Here is an 18223-nt window from a genome sequence, read left to right on the forward strand (position 1 = left end):
TAATTAAGTTGGTATACGCCGCCGGGCGGTCACCCGGGCGCCGGTCACTCCTCCACCCGGGCCACCCCCCGGGCCGCCTCCGGACCGGACTCCAGCAGCACCCGGAACCCGTCCTCGTCGAGGATCGGCAGCTTGAGCGTGGCCGCCTTGTCGGCCTTGGTGCCGGGGTTGTCGCCGACCACCACGAAGCCGGTCTTCTTGGAGACCGAGCCGGTCACCTTTCCGCCCCGGCTCTGGATCGCCTCGGCGGCCTCGTCACGGCTGAACCCGGCAAGCGTGCCGGTGACCACCACGGTGACCCCGTCGAGCGGGCGCGGCCCCTCGTCGGCGGACTCCTCGGCCATGCGGACGCCGGCCGCGGCCCACTTGCCCACCACGTCGCGGTGCCAGTCGACGGCGAACCATTCCTTGAGGCTCGCGGCGATGGTCGGGCCGACGCCGTCCACCGAGGACAGCTCCTCCTCGGACGCCTCCTCGATCGCGGTGACGGAGCGGAAGTGCCGGGCGAGCGCCTGCGCCGCGGTCGGGCCGACGTGCCGGATGGAGAACGCCACCAGCACCCGCCACAGGTCCCGTTCCTTGGCCTCGGCCAGGTTCTCCAGCAGCTTGGTGGCGTTGGTGCCGAGGCTGCCGTCCTTGTTCACGAAGAACGGCGAGCGGGCGAGCTGCTCGGCGTCGAGCTGGAACAGGTCGCCCTCGTTGGTGATGATCTGCGCGTCCAGCAGCGCCGCCGCGCCCTTCTCGCCGAGCACCTCGATGTCGAGCACCTTGCGGCTGGCCAGGTAGAAGACCCGCTCGCGGATCTGCCCCGGACAGGTCCGCCCGTTGGGGCAGCGGATGTCGACGTCGCTCTCCTTGGCCGGCGCGAGCGGCGTGCCGCAGGCCGGGCAGGTGGTCGGCATGACGAACGGGCGGGCGTCGGCCGGCCGCAGGTCGACCACCGGGCCGAGGATCTCGGGGATGACGTCGCCGGCCTTGCGCAGCACCACCGTGTCACCGATGAGCACGCCCTTGCGTTCGACCTCGCGGGCGTTGTGCAGGGTGGCCAGCGCGACCGTGGAGCCGGCCACCAGGACCGGCTGGAGCACGGCGAACGGGGTGACCCGGCCGGTGCGCCCGACGTTGACGTCGATGTCGAGCAGCGTGGTGTTGACCTCCTCCGGCGGGTACTTGAAGGCGATCGCCCAACGCGGCGCGCGACTGGTCGAGCCGAGACGACCCTGGATGGAGACCGGGTCGACCTTGACCACCACGCCGTCGATCTCGTGCTCGACGTCGTGCCGGTGCTTGCCGTACCAGGCGATGTATTCCGCCACGCCGGCCAGGTCGGCCACCACCTTCCAGCGGTCGCTGGTGGGCAGTCCCCACGCCTTGAGCGCGGCGTACGACTCGGACTGCGCGGACGGCCGGTAGCCCTTGCGGGCGCCGATGCCGTGCACGATCAGGCGCAGCGGCCGACCGGCGGTGACCCGCGGGTCCTTCTGCCGGAGGCTGCCGGCGGCGGCGTTACGCGGGTTGGCGAACGGCGCCTTGCCCTGCTCGACCAGGCTCGCGTTGAGGTCGGCGAACCCGGCCACCGGGAAGTAGATCTCGCCGCGCACCTCGATCAGCTCGGGCACGTCGGGGAAGTCGTCGGACGGGGTCAGCCGGGCCGGCACGCCCTTGATGCTGCGGACGTTGGCGGTGACGTCCTCACCGGTGCGGCCGTCGCCGCGGGTGGCCGCCCGGACCAACCGGCCCTTCTCATAGGTCAGGTTGATGGCCAGGCCGTCGACCTTCAGCTCGCAGAGGTAGGGCACCGGGCCACCGGCGTCGCGCTCGACCCGCTCGGCCCAGGCGGCCAACTCCTCGTCGGCGAACGCGTTGTCGAGCGAGAGCATCCGCTCGGCGTGCGTGACCGGGGTGAAGTCGGTGGAGAACGTGCCGCCGACCCGCTGGGTGGGCGAGTCGGGGGTGCGCAACGCCGGGAACTCCGCCTCCAGCGCCTCCAGCTCGCGCAGTTGCCTGTCGAACTCGGCGTCGGTGATCGTCGGCGCGTCCAGCACGTAGTAGCGGTACTGGTGCTCGGTGAGCTCCTGGCTCAGCGTGGCGTGCCGCTCCCGGGCCTCGGGGGTCGGCTCGACGCCGGCCGCCGCCTCCTGGGCGGCGTCGACCGTCGGGGGAACCGCTTCTTCGGACACGCCGCCACCATCGGACACGCTGTCGACCTCCCGTGCTCGTGCTACCCCCGAACCGTAACGGTCGGCTGTGACAACCGTCCGCCCACCCGCGCTGAGCAGGGCGACCCGCCGCCCCGGCGACGCGTGCCGCGCCGCGGAGCGGACGGGCCGCAACCGTGCGACGATCGCTGGGCCGAAGCGGACGGAAGGCGGGCACGGATGCGCGACGCGCTGATCTGGGCACTGGTGATCGTGGCCTGTGTGGCGGCGGGCTGGCTGTGGAGCGAGTGGCGCCGCCGCGCCGCCGACGGGCGGGGCAGCCGGCCCGGTGGTGGGCGGGGCAGCCGGCCGGGGCGCGGCCGGGACAACCGACCCGGTGGTGGGCGGGTCGCCGCTCCGCCGAAGCCGCGTGGGGCCGACCGGCCGACCGGCGACCGGCCACGGCCCGGGGCGATCTGGTGGGCCGACGTGCCGTACGCCGACGGCACCGGTTCGAAGGTGCGCCCCTGCCTGGTGCTGCGCGTCGACGGCCGGGCGGCCGAGGTCCTGAAGATCACCAGCCAGGACAAGTCGGACCGGGACGACCACGTGCGGATCCCGACCCGCACCTGGGACCCCGGCGCGGACCACGACAGCTTCCTCGACGTCAGCGAACCGATCCGGGTGCCGCTCGACGAGTTCGCGGACCGCGCCGGTGACTGCGACCCCGAGGTGTGGCGCGGCGTCCGCCGCCTGCCCCACCTCACCGCGTAGCGCGGGACACCGCTCAGTCCAGCGGGTCGGCCAGGGCGGTGAGCTGGTCCGCGTACTCGATGCGGGCGGACCAGTCGGCCGGCCAGGCGGCCATCCCGTACGCGGCCCCGAGGAACGCCCCGGCCAGCGCGGCGATGGAGTCCGAGTCGCCGGCGGTGGTGGCGCCCCGGGCCAGCGCGGCGACCGGTTCGTCCGGGTGCCGCAGCGCGCAGAGCAGCGCGGTCGCGAGCGCCTCCTCCGCGATCCACCCCTCCCCGGTGAGCCGACACGGGTCGCCGCCGTCGTCGGGGCGTGCCAGCGCCGCCTCCAGCCGGCCGAGCACCCGCAGGCAGTCGTCCCAGCCGCGGGCGATGAACTCCGCCGGGTCGGTGACGCCCGGACGCTGCCACAGGTCGCCGAGCCACTCGCCCCGGTAGACCGTGCGCTGCTCGCGGGCCCGCTCGGTGAGCAGGCCGGGCAGCGCCGGCAGCGCCGCGCCGTCGCGCAGCAGCCGGACCGCGTACGCGGTCAGCTCGCTGGCCGCCAGCCCGGTCGGGTGCCCGTGGGTGAGGCCGGCCTGGAGCTGGGCCAGCCCGGCCAGCGTGTCGAGGTCGACGTCGAGCAACCCGACCGGGGTGACCCGCATGTTCGCGCCACAGCCCTTCGAACCGGCGACCGTGGCCTGTTGCCAGCGGGTGCCCCGACTCAGCTCGGCGCAGGCCCGTAGGCAGGTCATGCCCGGCGCGCGGTTGTTCTCCGGGCTGGCCGCCCAGTCGAGGAAGCGCTGCCGCAGCAGCGGCTCCACCGCCTCCGCCGTGTACGCCGGCGCGTCGTGCAACGCCCACGCCACGGCCAGCGCCATCTGGGTGTCGTCGGTGACCAGTGCCGGGTCACCTTCCAGCTCGCGGGGACCGGCCGGGCCGTAGCGCCGGACGATCTCGGTGACGGTGAGGAACTCGGTCGGCTTGCCGAGGGCGTCGCCGTAGGCCAGGCCGAAGAGCGAGCCGGCGGCGCGTCGGTCGGTGGAGGCGGTCACGGTGGTGATCATGCAATGGCCGCGCAAGCCCCGTGCGGTCAGTCCCAGCAGAGGCAGAACGGGTGGCCGGCCGGGTCGGCGTAGACCCGGAAGCCCTCCCCCTCGCCGGGCAGCCGCCGCGCGCCGAGGGCCAGCGCCGCCTTCTCGGCCGCCTCGATGTCGTCCACCGTCACGTCCAGGTGGAACTGCTGCGGACGCTCCGGGTCGGGCCAGTCGGGTGCCCGCAGGTCGAGCGCCTTCTGGAAGGCGAGCCGCGGCTGGTGCCCGGGCGGGCCGCCGAGGACCACCCAGTCGTCGCCGTCGGAACTGTCCTCGATCAGCGGGAGACCGAGCAGTTCCGCGTAGAAGCCGGCCAGCGCACGCGGGTCGGGACAGTCGATCACGGTGGAACGCAGTCGTCCGATCATGCCGGCCATCCTGCCCCCGGCTTACGACAGGAAAACGTCACTCCTCGGCGAGCCGCCGGCCGGCGTCGCGACAGGCGGCCAGCACGGCCCGCGCGTACGCCGGGGTGGCGCCGGCCAGCCCGCACGCGGGCGTGACCACCACCTGTTCGGCCAGCCGCCGGCGGGGAAAGCCGAGCTGGTCCCAGAGCCGGCGGACCCGGTCGGCGACCTCGGCGGACGTGGGCGCCCGGCCGGACGACGGCGGCAGCGTCGGCGCGGCGCCGGCCAGCAGCCCGAACCCGGCGTCGAGCGCCTCGCCGAGCGGGTCCAGGTCTTTGACCAGGGACAGGTCGAGGGCGACGCCGACGGCACCGGCGGAACGGATCAGCTCCAACGGCACGTCCGGCGCGCAGCAGTGCACCAGCGTGGGGACGCCGGCCGCGTCGAGCACGCCGCGCAGCAGCGCGCGGGCCACCTCGGCCTCCATCGGCCGGTGGGTGCCGAGGCCACTCTCGGTGGGCACCCGCCCGGCCAGCACCGCCGGCAGGGACGGCTCGTCGAGCTGGAGCAGCACCGTGGCGCGGGGCAGTCGTCGGCTCACCGCCGCCAGGTGGCCGCGCAGCCCCTCGCCCAGCGAGCCGGCGAGGTCCCGTACCGCGCCGGGGTCGCGCAGCACCCGGCCGCCGAGCGGCAGCTCCAGCGTGGCGGCCAGGGTGAACGGGCCGGCGGCCTGGACCTTGACCGGGCCGGCGTACTCCTCGGCCTGCTCGGCGAGCTGGTCGAGGTCGCGTTCCATCAGGTCACGGGCGCGGCGCAGGTCCCGGCCGGGGCGCAGGGCGACCCGCCAGCGGGCCGCGTACAGCTCGACCGGAAGCTCGACGAGCAGCCCGGCGGTGCGGCCCACGAGATCCGCGCCCGGGCCCCGGGCGGGCAGCTCCGGCAGATGCGGCAGCGTGGGCAGCTCGCCGAGCACGATCCGCTGCGCCTCGGCGATGTCGGTGCCGGGCAGCGAACCGATTCCGGTCGCCGCCCCGGCCGGCCAGGGCCACTGCTGATCAGTCACCGCCGAAGCCTAGCCGCTGCCGGCCGACGGGCGGGCCGGGGCGCGGGCCGGCGACCAGAGCGCTTCACCGGCCCTTTCGAGCTGAGAGCGGAAACGACTCACCCGGTTCCGGAGGGCGGCGCTGCTCCGCGCCTACCGCCCGGGTCACACCGGGTCGCGCCCCACCCAGGTCACGCCCACCGGGTCGCACCGCCCCGATCGCGCCGCCCGGGTCGCGCCGCCCGGGTCGCGCCGCCCGGGTCGCGCCGCCCGGGTCGCGCCGCCCGGGTCGCGCCGCCCGGGTCGCGCCATGAGGTAGCCCCGGGCACGGCAGCGGGCGCCGGTCGGTGAGTCGTTCGTGCTCTCAGCTCTAAAGGCGCCGGAGAGAACACCGCCTACGGCGCCCGGCCCGGCCGGTGGCGGCACGGACCGGCTGCGCCACGGCCGCCCGGCGGAGCCGTCGCCGGGTGGGGTGACCCGCCAGGCCCGTCGCGCCCTGACCCGTCAGGCGGTGATGGTGGCGGAGCCGAGGACCACGTCACCGGCCGGGTCCGGCCGGTAGGCCACGATCGCCTGGCCGGCGGCGACCCCGCGCAGCGGTCGGCGCAGCGCGGCGTGCAGGCCGTCGGCGTCGACCGAGACGGCAGCCGGGACCACGTCGCCGTGTGCCCGGAGCTGCACCTCGCACTCGACCGGCCCGTCCGGGCGCGGGCCGCCGGTCCAGACCGGGCGGACCGCGCGCACCGCGGAGACCTCAAGCGCCTCGGCCGGGCCGACCGTCACCGTGTTGGTCTTCGGGGTGATGGAGAGCACGTAGCGGGGCCGGCCGTCCGGCGCGGGGCGGTCCAGGTGCAGCCCGCGTCGCTGCCCGACGGTGTACTGGTAGGCGCCGCTGTGGTTGCCGACGACCGCGCCGGTGAGCGCGTCCACCACCTGACCAGGGGCCTCGCCGAGCCGCTCGGCCAGGAAGCCGCGGGTGTCGCCGTCGGCGATGAAGCAGATGTCGTGCGAGTCCGGCTTGTCGGCCACGGCGAGGCCGCGCCGGGCGGCCTCCGCGCGCACCTCGGCCTTGGTCGAGTCACCGAGCGGGAAGACCGACCGGTCGAGCTGCGCGCGGGTCAGCACCGCGAGGACGTACGACTGGTCCTTGGCCTCGTCGACGCTGCGCCGCAGCAGGCCGTCCGGGCCGAGCCGGGCGTGGTGGCCGGTCACCACGGCGTCGAAGCCCAGGGCCACGGCCCGGTCCAGCACCGCGGCGAACTTGATCTTCTCGTTGCAGCGCAGGCACGGGTTCGGGGTACGGCCGGCCGCGTACTCGGCGACGAAGTCGTCGACCACGTCGTCGTGGAACCGGTCCGCCATGTCCCACACGTAGAACGGAATGCCCAGCACGTCGGCGGCCCGCCGGGCGTCCCGGGAGTCCTCCAGGGTGCAGCAGCCCCGGGCGCCGGTGCGGTAGGTCTGCGGGTTGCGGGCCAGCGCCAGGTGCACGCCGGTCACGTCGTGCCCCGCCTCCACCGCACGTGCCGCCGCCACGGCGGAGTCCACCCCGCCCGACATCGCCGCCAGAACCCTCACCGGCCCACTCCCCTCGTCCCCACCGAGGGTATCCGGGTCAGCGGGGGGTACGGAGGGCGGCCGCGCGGCGGGCCCGCTCGACGGCGGCCGGCAACGCGGCGATGAGCGTGTCCACGTCCGCGCCGCTGCTGGTGTGACCGAGCGTGAAACGCAACGAGGAGCGGGCCCGGTCGTCGTCGGCGCCCATGGCCAGCAGCACGTGCGAGGGCTGGGCCACGCCGGCCGAGCAGGCCGACCCGGTCGAGCAGGCGATGCCCTGGGCGTCGAGGAGCAGCAGCAGCGCGTCCCCCTCGCAGCCGGGGAAGGAGAAGTGCGCGTTGCCGGGGAGTCGGTCCGTCGGGTCGCCGTTGAACACCACCTCGGGCACCGCCCGACGGACCCGCTCGACCAGCTCGTCGCGGAGCGCGGCGACCCGGGCCGCGTACTCCTGCTGGCCCTTCACCGCGGCCTCGACGGCGACCGCGAACGCGACGATGCCGGCCGTGTCCAGCGTCCCGGAGCGGACGTCGCGCTCCTGGCCACCGCCGTGCAGCAGCGGGACGGCCGCGACGTCGCGGGCCAGCAGCAGCGCGCCGACGCCGGTCGGACCGCCGAGCTTGTGCCCGGTCACGGTGAGCGCGGACACGCCGGTCGTGGCGAAGTCGACGGGCACCTGACCGACCGCCTGGATCGCGTCGGTGTGGAACGGCACCCCGTGCTCGGCGGCGACCGCGGCCAGCCCGGCCACCGGCTGGACGGTGCCGACCTCGTTGTTGGCCCACATCGCGGTGACCACCGCCACCCGGTCGCCGTGCTCGGCCAGCTCGGCGCGGAGCCGCTCCGGGTCGAGCCGGCCGGTCGCGTCGACCGGCAGCCAGCCGGCCTCCGCGCCCTCGTGCCCGACGAGCCAGTCCACCGCGTCCAGCACGGCGTGGTGCTCGACCGCGCTGGAGACCACCCGGACCCGCTCGGGCCGGGCGTCGCGGCGGGCCCAGAAGATGCCCTTCACGGCGAGGTTGTCACTCTCCGTGCCTCCGCCGGTGAAGATCACCTCGGAGGGGCGGGCGCCGAGCGCGGCGGCCACCCGCTCGCGGGACTCCTCCACCCGCCGCCGGGCACGGCGGCCGGAGGCGTGCAGCGACGACGCGTTGCCCACCTCGCGGGCGGTGGCGACGTACGCCTCGAGTGCCTCGTCGAGCATCGGGGTCGTCGCCGCGTGATCCAGGTATGCCATCACCGTTCAGCCTAACGGCCGGTGGGCGGGCCACCGCTGGCCGGACCGCCCGTCCCGTGCGGAGGCGGGACGGACGGTCCGGACGCTCATGCGGGAACCGCGGTGACGACGATGTTGTCGCGGTAGTGCCGGGTCTTCGGGTCGAACGGGCCGCCGCAGGTGATCAACGTGAGTCGCGGGCTGCCGTCGCGGGCGAAGTACCGCGCCAGCGGGATCTTCGTCTTGGTGTACTCCTCCCGGGCCACCACCCGGTAGCGACGGTCCTTCCCGTCCGCGCCGGTGGCGGTGAAGGTGTCCCCCCGGTTCAGCTCACGGAGCCGGAAGAACGCACCCTTGCCCTGCTCCGCGCTGTCCACGTGCCCGGCGATGACCACCGAGCCGGCGTCGGCCTCCAGTCCCGGGCCGTAGCGGTACCAGCCGACCTGGTCCACGCTGGGCGGCACCTCGAACTCGTTGGTGCGCTCGTTGATGCCGACCGGGTTGACCGAGGCGGTGACCTTGATCGGCGGGATGCTCAGCCGTACCGGTGGCACGGCCTTGCCGTCCGCCGGCAGCGTGCCGGCGTTCACCGGCACCGACGCGTCCCCGGTCGGGGTCGCCGCCGGCGTCGCGCTGGGGGTGGCGCTGGCCAGCGCCGCCGCCTCGTCGGCGCCGACGTCCTCGGCGGGCTGCGACCCGCACGCCACCAGCGTCGCCACGGTGAGCGCGGCGACGCCGGCGGCCATCGCCGCCAGCGCCCCGCGGTTGCGCACCGTCACCGGCGACCGGCCCGGGCGGTGGCCACCCGCGCGCCGCCGCCGACCAGGAGCAGCACGCCGGCGCCGGCCAGCACGTACCACCAGGTGTCCACGCCGGTGCCGGCCTGGCCGCCGGTGCCGCTGGGCACGCCGCCCGGCGCCGAGTGCAGGCCGCTGATGGTCTGCGCGACCAGGTCGAGGTTCTTGGCCTCGGCGGAGCCGATCGCGTAGACGATGGTGGCGGTGCCCTCCTTCAGGTTGAGGTCGGCCGGGCCGATGGCGACGGTGTCGGTGCCGGCGAGCACCACGTCCGCCTTGACGGTGCCGGCGGCCACGTCGGCCTTGGCCTCCTTCGGGTTGGTCAGCCCCTCGAAGACCGGCTTGCCGCCGGCCCGCACGTCCACCGCCGGCGCGGCGGCGGTGTGCCGGACGATCAGCCGGGCCTTGCCGGCGCCCACCTTGGACACGTCGTTCACGAACGGGGTGATCTGCGGCTTGCCGTCGGCGCTCAGGTGGGCGGCGAGGCTGATGTTCGCCCCGCCCGGCACCTCGGCGTCGTCGACCTTCAGGATGGCCTTGTCGACCGCCTCACCGGGCTTGGTCAGGGCGATGTCGTACTCGCCCGCGGGCAGCGTGAGCGGGCCGGCCACGTCGCCGGGCTTGAAGTTGTCGAGCGTCTTCTTGCCGTTGACGTAGACGTCGACCGGGGTGTCCGGGATGCCGTGGACCACGGAGACCTTCGACGAGGCGGCGTATGCCGGGCTCATCGTGGCGGCGCCGACGCCGGCGAAGGTGAGGGCGGCCACCGCGCCGCCCGCGGCGACCCGACGGAACATGGCGTGCTGCATTTGAGTGCCTCCTGGTGGTTGGTGCTGATTCGTCAGGCCTGGCTTGCAGAACGGGTTACGCCGGCCCCGCCGCCCCCGGATGCGCACCGGATCCGTTTTCTTTTTCCGGCCGCGGACGCATCTGTCGGGCCCCTCGCCGACGAAGGAGGAGGTGATGAGCGTCGTGTCGGACACACCGGGAGTGGGGCGGGGGCGGTGGGAGTTACAGTTCGGCATGCCCCACGGATGGCGAGCCGCCCGGTGACGGCGGCGAGGCAAGGCCCCGAGCCGCCGGTCGAGGACGACCTCGCGACACGGTTCCGCGACGGCGACGAGGCAGCCCTGCGCGAGGCGTACGACAGATACGGCCGAGCGGTGCTGCACCTGGCCACCACGACGCTGGTCAACCGCAGTGACGCCGAGGACGTGACGCAGGCGACGTTCGTCGCCGCCTGGCTCGGCCGGGAGACGTTCGACCCGGCGAAGGGATCACTGATCGGCTGGCTGCTCGGCATCGGGCGACGCAAGGTGGTCGACCGGATCCGCGCCGCGGCCCGGGAGACCCGGGTGGTCGAGACGGTGAGGCAACTGCCCGAGCCGGTGGACACCGGCCCCGACCCGGACACGGTGGTCGACCGGCTGGTGGTCGCCGACGAGCTGGCCCGGCTCCCCGACGAGCAACGGCGGATGCTGGAGCTGGCGTTCTACGACGACCTGACACACCAGCAGATCTCGGCCGTGACAGGGGTGCCGCTCGGCACGGTCAAGAGCCACATCCGACGCGGCATGCAGAGCCTGAAACGCAGATGGGAGGTGGACGGTGCAGCACCTGGAACACGACCGGCTGGTCTTTCTGGCGCTCGGTGAGAGCGAGGCGGCCGACGCGGAATCCACCCACCTCGCCTCCTGCGGTCACTGCCAGGGCGAGCTGGAGACGCTCCGGCACGTCGCCGGGCTCGGCGCCGGCACCCAGGGCCTGACCGAGCTGCCCGATCCGCCGGAGCACGTCTGGCAGGGCATCGTCGCCGAGATCCGGGCCGCCGAGGAACTGCCCACGTTGAACGGTCGCCGGCTGCCGCGTACCGGCGATCCGGCCGATGTCGGCGACCGACCGTCGACCGTCGTCCGCCCACGCCGTGGCCGCCGCTTGCCGAGGTGGGCGAGCACCGCGGTCACCGCCACCGCCGCCGCGGTGATCGGTGTCGCGGGCACCGTCGCGGTGCTCGGCGCCGGCGGTGACGATCCGGCGCCGCAGCCGACGGTGTTGGCCAGTGCGCCGCTGGCCGCGTTCGGCGCGACGCCGAAGGACGCCTCGGGCGACGCCCGGGTGCTCGGGGACAACCAATTGCATCTGCACGTGGCGAATCTCCCGAGCGTTCCGGGGTACTACGAGGTCTGGCTGATCGATCCGAAGACGATGGAGATGTTCTCGGTGGGCACGTTGAGCAACGGATCGGGGGACGCGTTGCTGCCGATCCCCCGCAACGTCGACCTGAGCACCTTCACCGTCGTCGACATCAGCGCCGAGCAGTACGACAACAACACCCGCCACTCCGGCGACAGCCTGTTGAGGGGCACCCTGACGGGCTGATCGGCGGGCCGGCTCAGCTCCCCGGCCCGCCGATCAGCTCCCTACGAGAAGAAGCCGCCGCCCGGTGATCCGGGCGGCGGCCTTCGTTCACGACCGTGGGGTCACTTGCGCTTGCGGATCTCCTCGGCGGCCTGCGGGACGATCTTGAACAGGTCGCCGACCACGCCGTAGTCGGCCAGCTCGAAGATCGGCGCCTCGCCGTCCTTGTTCACCGCGACGATGGTCTTCGACGTCTGCATGCCGGCCCGGTGCTGGATCGCGCCGGAGATGCCGAGCGCGACGTAGAGCTGCGGGGAGACCGTCTTGCCGGTCTGGCCGACCTGGAACTGGTGCGGGTAGAAGCCGGAGTCGACCGCCGCACGGGACGCGCCGACCGCGCCGCCGAGCAGGTCGGCCAGCTCCTCCACCAGCTTGAAGTTGTCGGCGTTGCCGACGCCGCGACCGCCGGAGACGACGATCGACGCCTCGGTCAGCTCGGGGCGGGAGCCCTTCTGCTCGGCGACCCGCTCGACGACCTTGGCCAGCTTGTCCGCGTCGGTGACCGACACGGTGAGCTGCTCGACGGCCGGGGTGGCCGCGGCCGGGGTCGGGTTGAGCGAGTTCGGCCGGACGGTGACCAGCGGCAGGCCCTTGGTGACCTTGGACTTGACGATGGTGGAGCCGGCGAACGCGACCTGGGTGGCGGTGCCGTCGGCGGCCAGGGCGACCACGTCGGTCAGGATGCCGTTGTCCAGCTTGACCGCCAGGCGGGCGGCGATCTCCTTGCCCTCCTGCGAGGAGGCGAGCAGCACGGCGGCCGGCTGCACCCGCTTGACCAGCTCGGCGACCACGGTGGCCTTCGGGGCCACCAGGAAGCCGTCGATCTCCTCGCCCTCGGCGGCGTAGATCTTCTCCGCGCCGTACTCGCCCAGCTTGGCGCTCAGCGCCTCGGCGGCGCCGGCGCCGCCGAGCACGACCGCGCTCGGGGTGCCCAGCTCGCGGGCGAGGGTGAGCATCTCCAGGGTGACCTTCTTGACGCCGAATTCCTTCGTGGCTTCGACGACGACGAGAACCTCAGACATGTCCAGACCTCTCACACGAACTTCTCGGTGGCGAGGAACTCGACCAGCTTGACGCCGCCCTCGCCCTCGTCGGTGATCTTCTCGCCGCCGGAGCGCGGCGGGCGCTTGGTGTGCTCCAACACGGCGCTGGTGGCGCCGTCGAGGCCCACCTCGGCCGGGGCCACGCCCAGGTCGCCCAGGGAGAGGGTCTGCACCGGCTTCTTCTTCGCGGCCATGATGCCCTTGAAGGACGGGTAGCGCGGCTCGTTGATGGTGTCCCAGACGGAGACCACGGCCGGCGTCGAGGCGGTGACCACCTCGTAGCCCTCCTCGGTCTGCCGCTCGGCGGTCAGCGTCGAGCCGTCGACGGTGAGCTTGCGCGCGCCGGTCAGGGCGGCCACGCCCAGCCGCTCGGCGATCATGTGCGGCATGACCTGCACCCGACCGTCGGTGGACTCGGCGCCGCAGATGACCAGGTCGGCGTTGAGCTGCCCGAGGGCGGCGGCGAGCACCTTCGAGGTGGCCACCGCGCAGGAGCCGTGCAGCGCGTCGTCGACGACGTGGACGGCCTTGTCCGGCCCCATGGAGAGCGCCTTGCGGATCGACTCGGTCGCCCGGTCCGGACCCATGGTCAGGATGGTGACCTCACCGCCGTGCGCTTCCTTGATCTTCAACGCCTCTTCGATGGCGTACTCGTCCATCTCGTTGATGACGTTGTTCGCCGAGCCGCGGTCGACGGTGTTGTCGTCAGGACGCAGGTTGCGGTCCGCGCCCGAATCGGGCACCTGCTTGACGAGTACGACGATGTTCATCGCGCTTCGACGACCCTCCTGTTTGGTGTAGCGATCACTCGCCCGGTCACGGGCGCAGCCTGCCGCGTGACTTAACGCTCGGTCAACCGCAGGCCGCTGTGCACTTGCCCACGGGGCAATGTTACCCGCAAGTAGCATCGACTCCCCGGGAGCCCGGAGTGACGCAACTCACCGTAACCTGTGGTCGTCACGCCGCCTCGGTCAGCGCCACCCGGATCTTGTCGATGGCCGCCGCCTCGGCCGGCGCCACGCCCCGGTGCGCCGCCGCCACCCGGTCCGCCGCCGCCAGCACCACCGACCGGTACGCCTCGACGTCGCCCGGCGACTTGGCGCGCAGGATCTCCACCGCCCGGCCCAGCGCGGGCAGCACCACCGACTCGATCTCCAGCGCGGAGTCGCGGGGCAACTGCGGCAGCGGGCCGGTGGTGAGCGCCTCCTTGACCACGCCACCGACGTCGGCCAGCGCACCGGAGGCGGCGATGCTCTCGCGTACCATGCCCAGCACCCCGGGCACCGCGTTGGAGACCAGGAACACCGCCCCGAACGCGCCGGTCTTCAGGGTGAGCTGCTCGTCCTCCGTCAACCGGTCCATGATCACGGAGTGTAGACGTACGGCGTGGTGGTGGTGACCGCAACGAGCCCCAGCCGCTCCAGGATGGGCCGACTGTCCGGCGAGCAGTCCACCTGCACCAACGTCCGGCCGCGCTGCTGCGCCAGCCGCGCCCGGTACGCCACCAGCGCCCGGTACACGCCCTTCCGACGCCACTGCGGCAGCGTCGAGCCACCCCAGAGACTGGCGAACCCGGTGCCGGCCTGGTAGCGGATCCAGCCGGCGCTGATCACCGTCTCCCCCGCCTCCGCCACCACGATCGTGATCGACTGCGGGTCCGCCTCGATCTCCCGGGCCAGCCCGGTCACCAGGTGTCCCCGGTCGTCGTGCCAGACCTCCTCCTCCATGGCGGCGATCCGCTCCAGGTCGGCGCGGCCGGCGACCTCGCGCAGGCGTACCCCCTCGGGGAGGACCGGGACGGCGGCGGCCAGCGGCGCCACCGGGCCGACCACGACGGTCTCCTCGTCCTCCGGGACGAAGCCGGCGGCGCGCAACCGGTCGCCCAGGTCGGCCGGCTCGTCGTGGCCGGCGAGCTTCCACTCGACCGCCTCGCCGCGGGCCCGGAACACCTCGACCTGCCGGGCGATCAACGCGTCCAGCTCGGCGCCGGCCAGGCCGTCGAGCGTCCGGTAGGTGAGGAAGCCACGCTGATCCAGCCCGAGCACCCGGAACAGCGGGCCGTCCCGCTCGATGGTCACCCCGGCGGGCACCGGGTCCGGCAGCTCCGGACGGACCTGCGTGTCGTAGGCGTCGCGCAGGGCGCGCGCGTCAAGATCGGTCATCCCCTCAGGCTAGGCCGGCGGCAAAGCGGATAATCGGTGCCGTGTGGGAGTCGATCAAGCGCTGGTTCGACCCGCGGGAGCTGCGTTCGGTCGGCAGCACGCCGGACTACCGCTTCTCGCTGGCCAACGAACGGACGTTCCTGGCCTGGCTGCGGACCGGGCTGGCGCTGGTCGCGGGCGGGCTGGCCGCCGCGCAGTTCCTCCCGCCGCTCCCGCTGGCCCACCTGCGCGAGATGCTCGCCGTCGGGCTGCTGCTGCTCGGCGCCACCGTGTCGATCCGCGCGGTGGACCACTGGGCCCGCACCGAACGCGCCATCCGGCTGGGCGAAGAACTGCCGGCGTCCCGCTTCCCCGCCGTGCTGGCGCTGATCGTCGCGGTCGGCGCGCTGCTCCTGGTGGGCGCCGTGCTCATCCGGGGAACAACCCCATGAGCGCCGACGTCGGGCTGCCCGCCGAACGCACCCGGCTGGCCTGGCGACGGACGCTGCTCACCCTGACCGTGGTGCTGCTGCTCCAACTTCGGCCGGCGTTCACCGGCCGGGTCGTGGACGCGGTGCTGGCCGGGGTCGCGATCCTGGTCTGGTTGGTCGTGCTCGCCGCCGCCTGGCGACGAGCCGCCGGGGCCGGCCCGCGCCGGCTCGGCCGCCTGTCCATGCCGCTGACCGCGCTCGGCGCCGCCGCGTTGGCCCTGCTCGGCGTGGCGCACGTGCTCGGCCGGGTGCACTGACCCCGTCGGGTGGGCCATCATGGGGCATGGCCCGCCTCTACGTACTGCTCTTCCTGGTCCAGGTCGTGCTCGCCGTCTGCGCGCTGATCAGCTGCCTCTCCGCCGAGGACAGGCAGGTCAAGGCACTGCCCCGGATGATCTGGGTGCTGGTCATCCTGTTCTTCCCGGTGGTCGGCTCGATCGCCTGGTTCGTGGCCGGTCGCGAGCGCCCGACCGGGCCGGCCGCCGGCACCGGGTTCGGGGGACCCGCCGCGCCGGTCCGCGGGCCGCTCGCCCCGGACGACGACCCCGACTTCCTCGCCTCGCTCGACAAGCGCTCCCGCGACGAGGACCAGGACCGCCTCCGCCGCTGGGAGGAGGACCTGCGCCGCCGCGAGGCGGAACTGCGGGACCGCCCCGACGACCGGGACCGCCCGGAGGTCTGAAAGGCAACGCGCCGCCGCCGGTCACCCGGCGGCGGCGGTCACGGTCGTGGTCAGGCCAGGTTCGACGAGCGGGGGTACGCGTCCGCCGGGTCGGTCAGCACGTTGACCAGGTACGGCACGCCGGCGTCGAACGCGCGACCCAGTGCCGGGCCGAGGTCGGCGGCCTTCTCCACCGTCTCGCCCGCGCCGCCGAGCGCCTCGACCACCTTGTCGTAGCGCAGGCCGGGCTGGAGGTCGGCGGCGACGTCGTAGCCGTACATGGCGCGCATCGGGTGCTTCTCCAGCCCCCAGATGCCGTTGTTGCCGACCACGATCACCACCGGCAGCTTCTGCCGGGCCAGCGACTCCACGTCCATCAGCGAGAAGCCGGCCGCGCCGTCGCCCATCAGCACACAGATCTGCCGGTCCGGGTGGCTGACCCGGGCGCCCATCGCGTAGCCCAGGCCGGTGCCGAGGCAGCCGTACGGGCCGGGGTCGAGCCAGGTGCCGGGCTGCGCGGGTTCCAGGTACTTCCCGGCGTACGAGACGAAGTCGCCGCCGTCGCCGATGGTGATGGCGTCCGGGGCGAGCACCTTGCGCAGCTCGCCGTAGACCCGGGCCGGCCGGATCGGGTCGGTCTCGGCGCCCATCTCCTCGGCGTCGCGCGCCTTCGCCGCGTCCTCGGCGGTACGCAGCTCGGCGAGCCAGCCGGCGTGGTCGGCCCGGTCGCCGCTGTGCTCGGCGAACCCGCCGAGGATCAGTCGCAGGTCACCGGCGGGCGCGGCGGCCGGCTGCACGTGCCCGGCGCGCTGGCTGGGCGCGTCCACCACGTGCACCACCGTGGCGTCGCCGAAGTCGCCGAAGGAGAGCCGGAAGTCCAGCGGCGTGCCGATGACCACGACCACGTCGGCGCCCTTCAGCGCGACCCGGCGGGCCTTGGCGAACGCCAGCGGGTGGGACGGCGGCAGCGCGCCCCGGCCCATGCCGTTGGTGAACACCGGCACCTGCAACGCCTCGGCGGCGGCACGCAGCGCGTCGACCGCGTCGCCGGCGTACACGTCGGAGCCGGCGATGATCACCGGGCGGGACGCGCCGGCGATCAGGCCGGCCGCCTTCGCCACCTCGTCCGGGTCGGGCTCGATCGGTGCGGGCGGGGTGACCGCCGGCAGGTCGGCGTCACCGACCGAGAAGACCGCCTCCAGCGGGAAGTCCAGGAAGACCGGGCCCCGGTGCGGGGTGAGCGCGGTGGTCAGCGCCGCCGACACCGCGCGCGGGATGTCGTCGGCGCTGAACACCGTCTCGGCGTGCTTGGTCACCGGCGCGACAAGCGGGAGGTGGTCCATCTCCTGGAGGCTGCCGGAGCCCCAGCGGAACTGCGGCGCGCGCCCGCCCAGCACCAGCACCGGCGAGGCGTTGAAGAACGCGCTGGTCAGGCCGGAGACGCCGTTGGTGACGCCGGGGCCGGCGGTGAGCACGGCCAGGCCGGGGCGGCGCTGGAGCTTGGCCACCGCCTCGGCGGCGAACACGGCGGACTGCTCGTGCCGCACGTCGTAGAGCGGGAAGCCGGACTTGTGCGCGGCGTCGTAGAGCGGGAAGACGTGCCCGCCGGAGAGCGTGAACATTTCCCGTACGCCGTGCGCCAGCAGCGCCGCCAGCGCCAACTCGCCGCCGTGCCCCTCGAGGCGTTCCGTCATGCCACTCCCCTTCGTCGCGCGACCGGAGTCACACGCTACTGGCCGGTAGACCGGATGTGAACAACCTTCGCGTCAGCGGCCGGTGAAGCCCGGCTTGCGCTTCTCCACGAACGCGGCCATGCCCTCGCGCCGGTCGTCGGTGGCGAACAGCGCCGCGAAGAGCTGGCTCTCCCAGGCCAGACCGGAGGTGAGGTCCATGTCCAGACCGCCGTCGACCGCCGCCTTCGCCGCGCGCAGCGCCTGCACCGGCCCGGTCAGGAACGGCTTCACGTACGCCACCGCGGCGTCGTACACCTCGGCGGCCGGCACCACCCGGTCGGCCAGGCCGATACGCAGCGCCTCGTCGGCGTCGACCATCCGGCCCGTCATGATCAGCTCCTTGGCGCGGGCCGGGCCGACCAACCGGGCCAGCCGCTGGGTGCCGCCGGCGCCCGGGATGATGCCGAGCTTGATCTCCGGCTGGCCGAGCTTCGCGTCGGAGGCCACGATCCGCCAGTCGCAGGCCAGCGCCAGCTCGCACCCGCCGCCGAGCGCGTACCCGGTGATCGCGGCGACCACCGGCTTGGGGATGCGCGCGATCGCACCCAGCGCGCTGGACAGGTCGGCCGCCCGCTCCGCCATGTCCACGTAGGACATGTCGGCCATCTCCTTGATGTCCGCACCGGCCGCGAAGACCTTCTCGCCGCCGTACACGATGACGGCGCGGACCTCGGCGTCGGCGGTGGCCGCCGTGGCGGCGGCGCGCAACTCCTCCTGCACCTGCGTGTTGAGCGCGTTCATCGGTGGCCGCTCCAGCCGGATGGTCCCGATGCCGTCCTTCACTTCCAGCCTGACGAACTCGCCCACGCCGCCC

20 protein-coding genes are annotated in these 18223 nt (G+C 74.0%); 6 read left to right on the forward strand and 14 right to left on the reverse strand.

What is annotated here, in order from left to right; genetic code table 11:
- Positions 1 to 44 precede the first annotated feature (44 nt).
- On the reverse strand, positions 45 to 2198 hold the full coding sequence (gene ligA, locus ACZ6O5_RS08390) for an NAD-dependent DNA ligase LigA (protein ID WP_465975431.1): 2154 nt from the start codon (positions 2196 to 2198) through the stop codon (positions 45 to 47).
- Between the two features lie 180 nt (positions 2199 to 2378).
- On the opposite strand from ligA, the gene ACZ6O5_RS08395 reads away from it, so the two are divergent.
- A complete protein-coding gene (locus tag ACZ6O5_RS08395) occupies positions 2379 to 2912 on the forward strand; it encodes a type II toxin-antitoxin system PemK/MazF family toxin (protein WP_465975433.1) in 534 nt (177 codons plus the stop codon).
- A 13-nt stretch (positions 2913 to 2925) separates the two neighbouring features.
- On the opposite strand, the gene ACZ6O5_RS08400 is transcribed toward ACZ6O5_RS08395, so the two are convergent.
- The 7 genes from ACZ6O5_RS08400 to ACZ6O5_RS08430 all read right to left on the reverse strand — a co-directional run bounded on the left by ACZ6O5_RS08400 (position 2926) and on the right by ACZ6O5_RS08430 (position 9731).
- On the reverse strand, positions 2926 to 3939 hold the full coding sequence (locus tag ACZ6O5_RS08400; RefSeq protein WP_465975435.1) for an ADP-ribosylglycohydrolase family protein: 1014 nt from the start codon (positions 3937 to 3939) through the stop codon (positions 2926 to 2928).
- 26 nt (positions 3940 to 3965) lie between these two features.
- Positions 3966 to 4334 carry a VOC family protein gene (locus tag ACZ6O5_RS08405; protein WP_465975437.1) on the reverse strand — a complete coding sequence of 123 codons (369 nt, stop codon included), beginning with the start codon at positions 4332 to 4334 and terminating at the stop codon, positions 3966 to 3968.
- Positions 4335 to 4371: 37 nt separating this feature from the next.
- The gene (locus tag ACZ6O5_RS08410) at positions 4372 to 5376 is read right to left on the reverse strand and encodes a methionine synthase (RefSeq protein WP_465975439.1); all 1005 of its coding nucleotides are present in this window, start codon (positions 5374 to 5376) and stop codon (positions 4372 to 4374) included.
- Positions 5377 to 5859: 483 nt separating this feature from the next.
- Positions 5860 to 6933 (reverse strand): tRNA 2-thiouridine(34) synthase MnmA, encoded by a 1074-nt coding sequence (gene mnmA, locus ACZ6O5_RS08415; protein ID WP_465975441.1) that lies wholly within the window; start codon positions 6931 to 6933, stop codon positions 5860 to 5862.
- A gap of 37 nt (positions 6934 to 6970) precedes the next feature.
- A complete protein-coding gene (locus ACZ6O5_RS08420; RefSeq protein ID WP_465975443.1) occupies positions 6971 to 8146 on the reverse strand; it encodes a cysteine desulfurase family protein in 1176 nt (391 codons plus the stop codon).
- A gap of 86 nt (positions 8147 to 8232) precedes the next feature.
- Positions 8233 to 8904, reverse strand: coding sequence for a class F sortase (locus ACZ6O5_RS08425; RefSeq protein WP_465975445.1), 672 nt, complete (start codon positions 8902 to 8904; stop codon positions 8233 to 8235).
- Positions 8901 to 9731 (reverse strand): DUF4397 domain-containing protein, encoded by an 831-nt coding sequence (locus ACZ6O5_RS08430; RefSeq protein WP_465975447.1) that lies wholly within the window; start codon positions 9729 to 9731, stop codon positions 8901 to 8903. The genes ACZ6O5_RS08425 and ACZ6O5_RS08430 overlap by 4 nt, the downstream gene beginning before the upstream one ends.
- 225 nt (positions 9732 to 9956) lie before the next feature.
- On the opposite strand from ACZ6O5_RS08430, the gene ACZ6O5_RS08435 reads away from it, so the two are divergent.
- Together ACZ6O5_RS08435 and ACZ6O5_RS08440 are read left to right on the forward strand one after the other, a co-directional pair.
- Positions 9957 to 10577, forward strand: coding sequence for an RNA polymerase sigma factor (locus tag ACZ6O5_RS08435; RefSeq protein WP_465975449.1), 621 nt, complete (start codon positions 9957 to 9959; stop codon positions 10575 to 10577).
- Positions 10531 to 11301, forward strand: a complete 771-nt coding sequence (locus ACZ6O5_RS08440) for an anti-sigma factor (RefSeq protein ID WP_465975451.1) — start codon at positions 10531 to 10533, stop codon at positions 11299 to 11301. The genes ACZ6O5_RS08435 and ACZ6O5_RS08440 overlap by 47 nt, the downstream gene beginning before the upstream one ends.
- A gap of 101 nt (positions 11302 to 11402) precedes the next feature.
- Here the strand turns inward: ACZ6O5_RS08440 and ACZ6O5_RS08445 are convergent, their stop codons facing one another.
- The 4 genes from ACZ6O5_RS08445 to ACZ6O5_RS08460 form a co-directional block, all read right to left on the reverse strand.
- Positions 11403 to 12362, reverse strand: coding sequence for an electron transfer flavoprotein subunit alpha/FixB family protein (locus ACZ6O5_RS08445; RefSeq protein WP_465975453.1), 960 nt, complete (start codon positions 12360 to 12362; stop codon positions 11403 to 11405).
- Positions 12363 to 12373: 11 nt separating this feature from the next.
- Positions 12374 to 13153 carry an electron transfer flavoprotein subunit beta/FixA family protein gene (locus ACZ6O5_RS08450; protein WP_107156198.1) on the reverse strand — a complete coding sequence of 260 codons (780 nt, stop codon included), beginning with the start codon at positions 13151 to 13153 and terminating at the stop codon, positions 12374 to 12376.
- A gap of 187 nt (positions 13154 to 13340) precedes the next feature.
- Positions 13341 to 13745, reverse strand: a complete 405-nt coding sequence (locus ACZ6O5_RS08455; protein WP_281935906.1) for a hypothetical protein — start codon at positions 13743 to 13745, stop codon at positions 13341 to 13343.
- A gap of 2 nt (positions 13746 to 13747) precedes the next feature.
- Positions 13748 to 14545: a GNAT family N-acetyltransferase gene (locus ACZ6O5_RS08460; RefSeq protein WP_465975455.1), complete on the reverse strand. Its 798-nt coding sequence runs from the start codon at positions 14543 to 14545 to the stop codon at positions 13748 to 13750.
- A 41-nt stretch (positions 14546 to 14586) separates the two neighbouring features.
- Between ACZ6O5_RS08460 and ACZ6O5_RS08465 the strand changes: the two genes are divergently transcribed.
- From ACZ6O5_RS08465 to ACZ6O5_RS08475, 3 genes are read left to right on the forward strand one after another with little or no spacing between them, the layout of a single operon-like run.
- Complete coding sequence (locus tag ACZ6O5_RS08465) at positions 14587 to 14976, forward strand: YidH family protein (RefSeq protein WP_465975457.1); 390 nt, start codon at positions 14587 to 14589, stop codon at positions 14974 to 14976.
- The gene (locus ACZ6O5_RS08470) at positions 14973 to 15272 is read left to right on the forward strand and encodes a DUF202 domain-containing protein (RefSeq protein WP_107156201.1); all 300 of its coding nucleotides are present in this window, start codon (positions 14973 to 14975) and stop codon (positions 15270 to 15272) included. The genes ACZ6O5_RS08465 and ACZ6O5_RS08470 overlap by 4 nt, the downstream gene beginning before the upstream one ends.
- Before the next feature lie 26 nt (positions 15273 to 15298).
- Positions 15299 to 15697: a PLD nuclease N-terminal domain-containing protein gene (locus ACZ6O5_RS08475; protein WP_465975459.1), complete on the forward strand. Its 399-nt coding sequence runs from the start codon at positions 15299 to 15301 to the stop codon at positions 15695 to 15697.
- Positions 15698 to 15747: 50 nt separating this feature from the next.
- Here the strand turns inward: ACZ6O5_RS08475 and ACZ6O5_RS08480 are convergent, their stop codons facing one another.
- Positions 15748 to 17370: an acetolactate synthase gene (locus ACZ6O5_RS08480; RefSeq protein WP_465975461.1), complete on the reverse strand. Its 1623-nt coding sequence runs from the start codon at positions 17368 to 17370 to the stop codon at positions 15748 to 15750.
- A gap of 72 nt (positions 17371 to 17442) precedes the next feature.
- Complete coding sequence (locus tag ACZ6O5_RS08485; protein WP_465975463.1) at positions 17443 to 18216, reverse strand: enoyl-CoA hydratase/isomerase family protein; 774 nt, start codon at positions 18214 to 18216, stop codon at positions 17443 to 17445.
- Positions 18217 to 18223 lie beyond the last annotated feature (7 nt).

It is taken from the genome of Micromonospora sp. NPDC049201, from assembly GCF_055586805.1.

What these genes read in the sequence shown, in the direction of transcription:
- ACZ6O5_RS08430 (WP_465975447.1), bottom strand. Translation starts at nt 9,731, where the DNA reads ATGCAGCACGCCATGTTCCGTCGGGTCGCCGCGGGCGGCGCGGTGGCC.
- ACZ6O5_RS08420 (WP_465975443.1), bottom strand. Translation starts at nt 8,146, where the DNA reads ATGGCATACCTGGATCACGCGGCGACGACCCCGATGCTCGACGAGGCA.
- ACZ6O5_RS08450 (WP_107156198.1), bottom strand. Translation starts at nt 13,153, where the DNA reads ATGAACATCGTCGTACTCGTCAAGCAGGTGCCCGATTCGGGCGCGGAC.
- ACZ6O5_RS08480 (WP_465975461.1), bottom strand. Translation starts at nt 17,370, where the DNA reads ATGACGGAACGCCTCGAGGGGCACGGCGGCGAGTTGGCGCTGGCGGCG.
- ACZ6O5_RS08395 (WP_465975433.1), top strand. Translation starts at nt 2,379, where the DNA reads ATGCGCGACGCGCTGATCTGGGCACTGGTGATCGTGGCCTGTGTGGCG.
- ACZ6O5_RS08470 (WP_107156201.1), top strand. Translation starts at nt 14,973, where the DNA reads ATGAGCGCCGACGTCGGGCTGCCCGCCGAACGCACCCGGCTGGCCTGG.
- ACZ6O5_RS08435 (WP_465975449.1), top strand. Translation starts at nt 9,957, where the DNA reads ATGGCGAGCCGCCCGGTGACGGCGGCGAGGCAAGGCCCCGAGCCGCCG.
- ACZ6O5_RS08475 (WP_465975459.1), top strand. Translation starts at nt 15,299, where the DNA reads ATGGCCCGCCTCTACGTACTGCTCTTCCTGGTCCAGGTCGTGCTCGCC.
- ACZ6O5_RS08455 (WP_281935906.1), bottom strand. Translation starts at nt 13,745, where the DNA reads ATGGACCGGTTGACGGAGGACGAGCAGCTCACCCTGAAGACCGGCGCG.
- ACZ6O5_RS08460 (WP_465975455.1), bottom strand. Translation starts at nt 14,545, where the DNA reads ATGACCGATCTTGACGCGCGCGCCCTGCGCGACGCCTACGACACGCAG.
- ACZ6O5_RS08405 (WP_465975437.1), bottom strand. Translation starts at nt 4,334, where the DNA reads ATGATCGGACGACTGCGTTCCACCGTGATCGACTGTCCCGACCCGCGT.
- ACZ6O5_RS08400 (WP_465975435.1), bottom strand. Translation starts at nt 3,939, where the DNA reads ATGATCACCACCGTGACCGCCTCCACCGACCGACGCGCCGCCGGCTCG.
- ACZ6O5_RS08445 (WP_465975453.1), bottom strand. Translation starts at nt 12,362, where the DNA reads ATGTCTGAGGTTCTCGTCGTCGTCGAAGCCACGAAGGAATTCGGCGTC.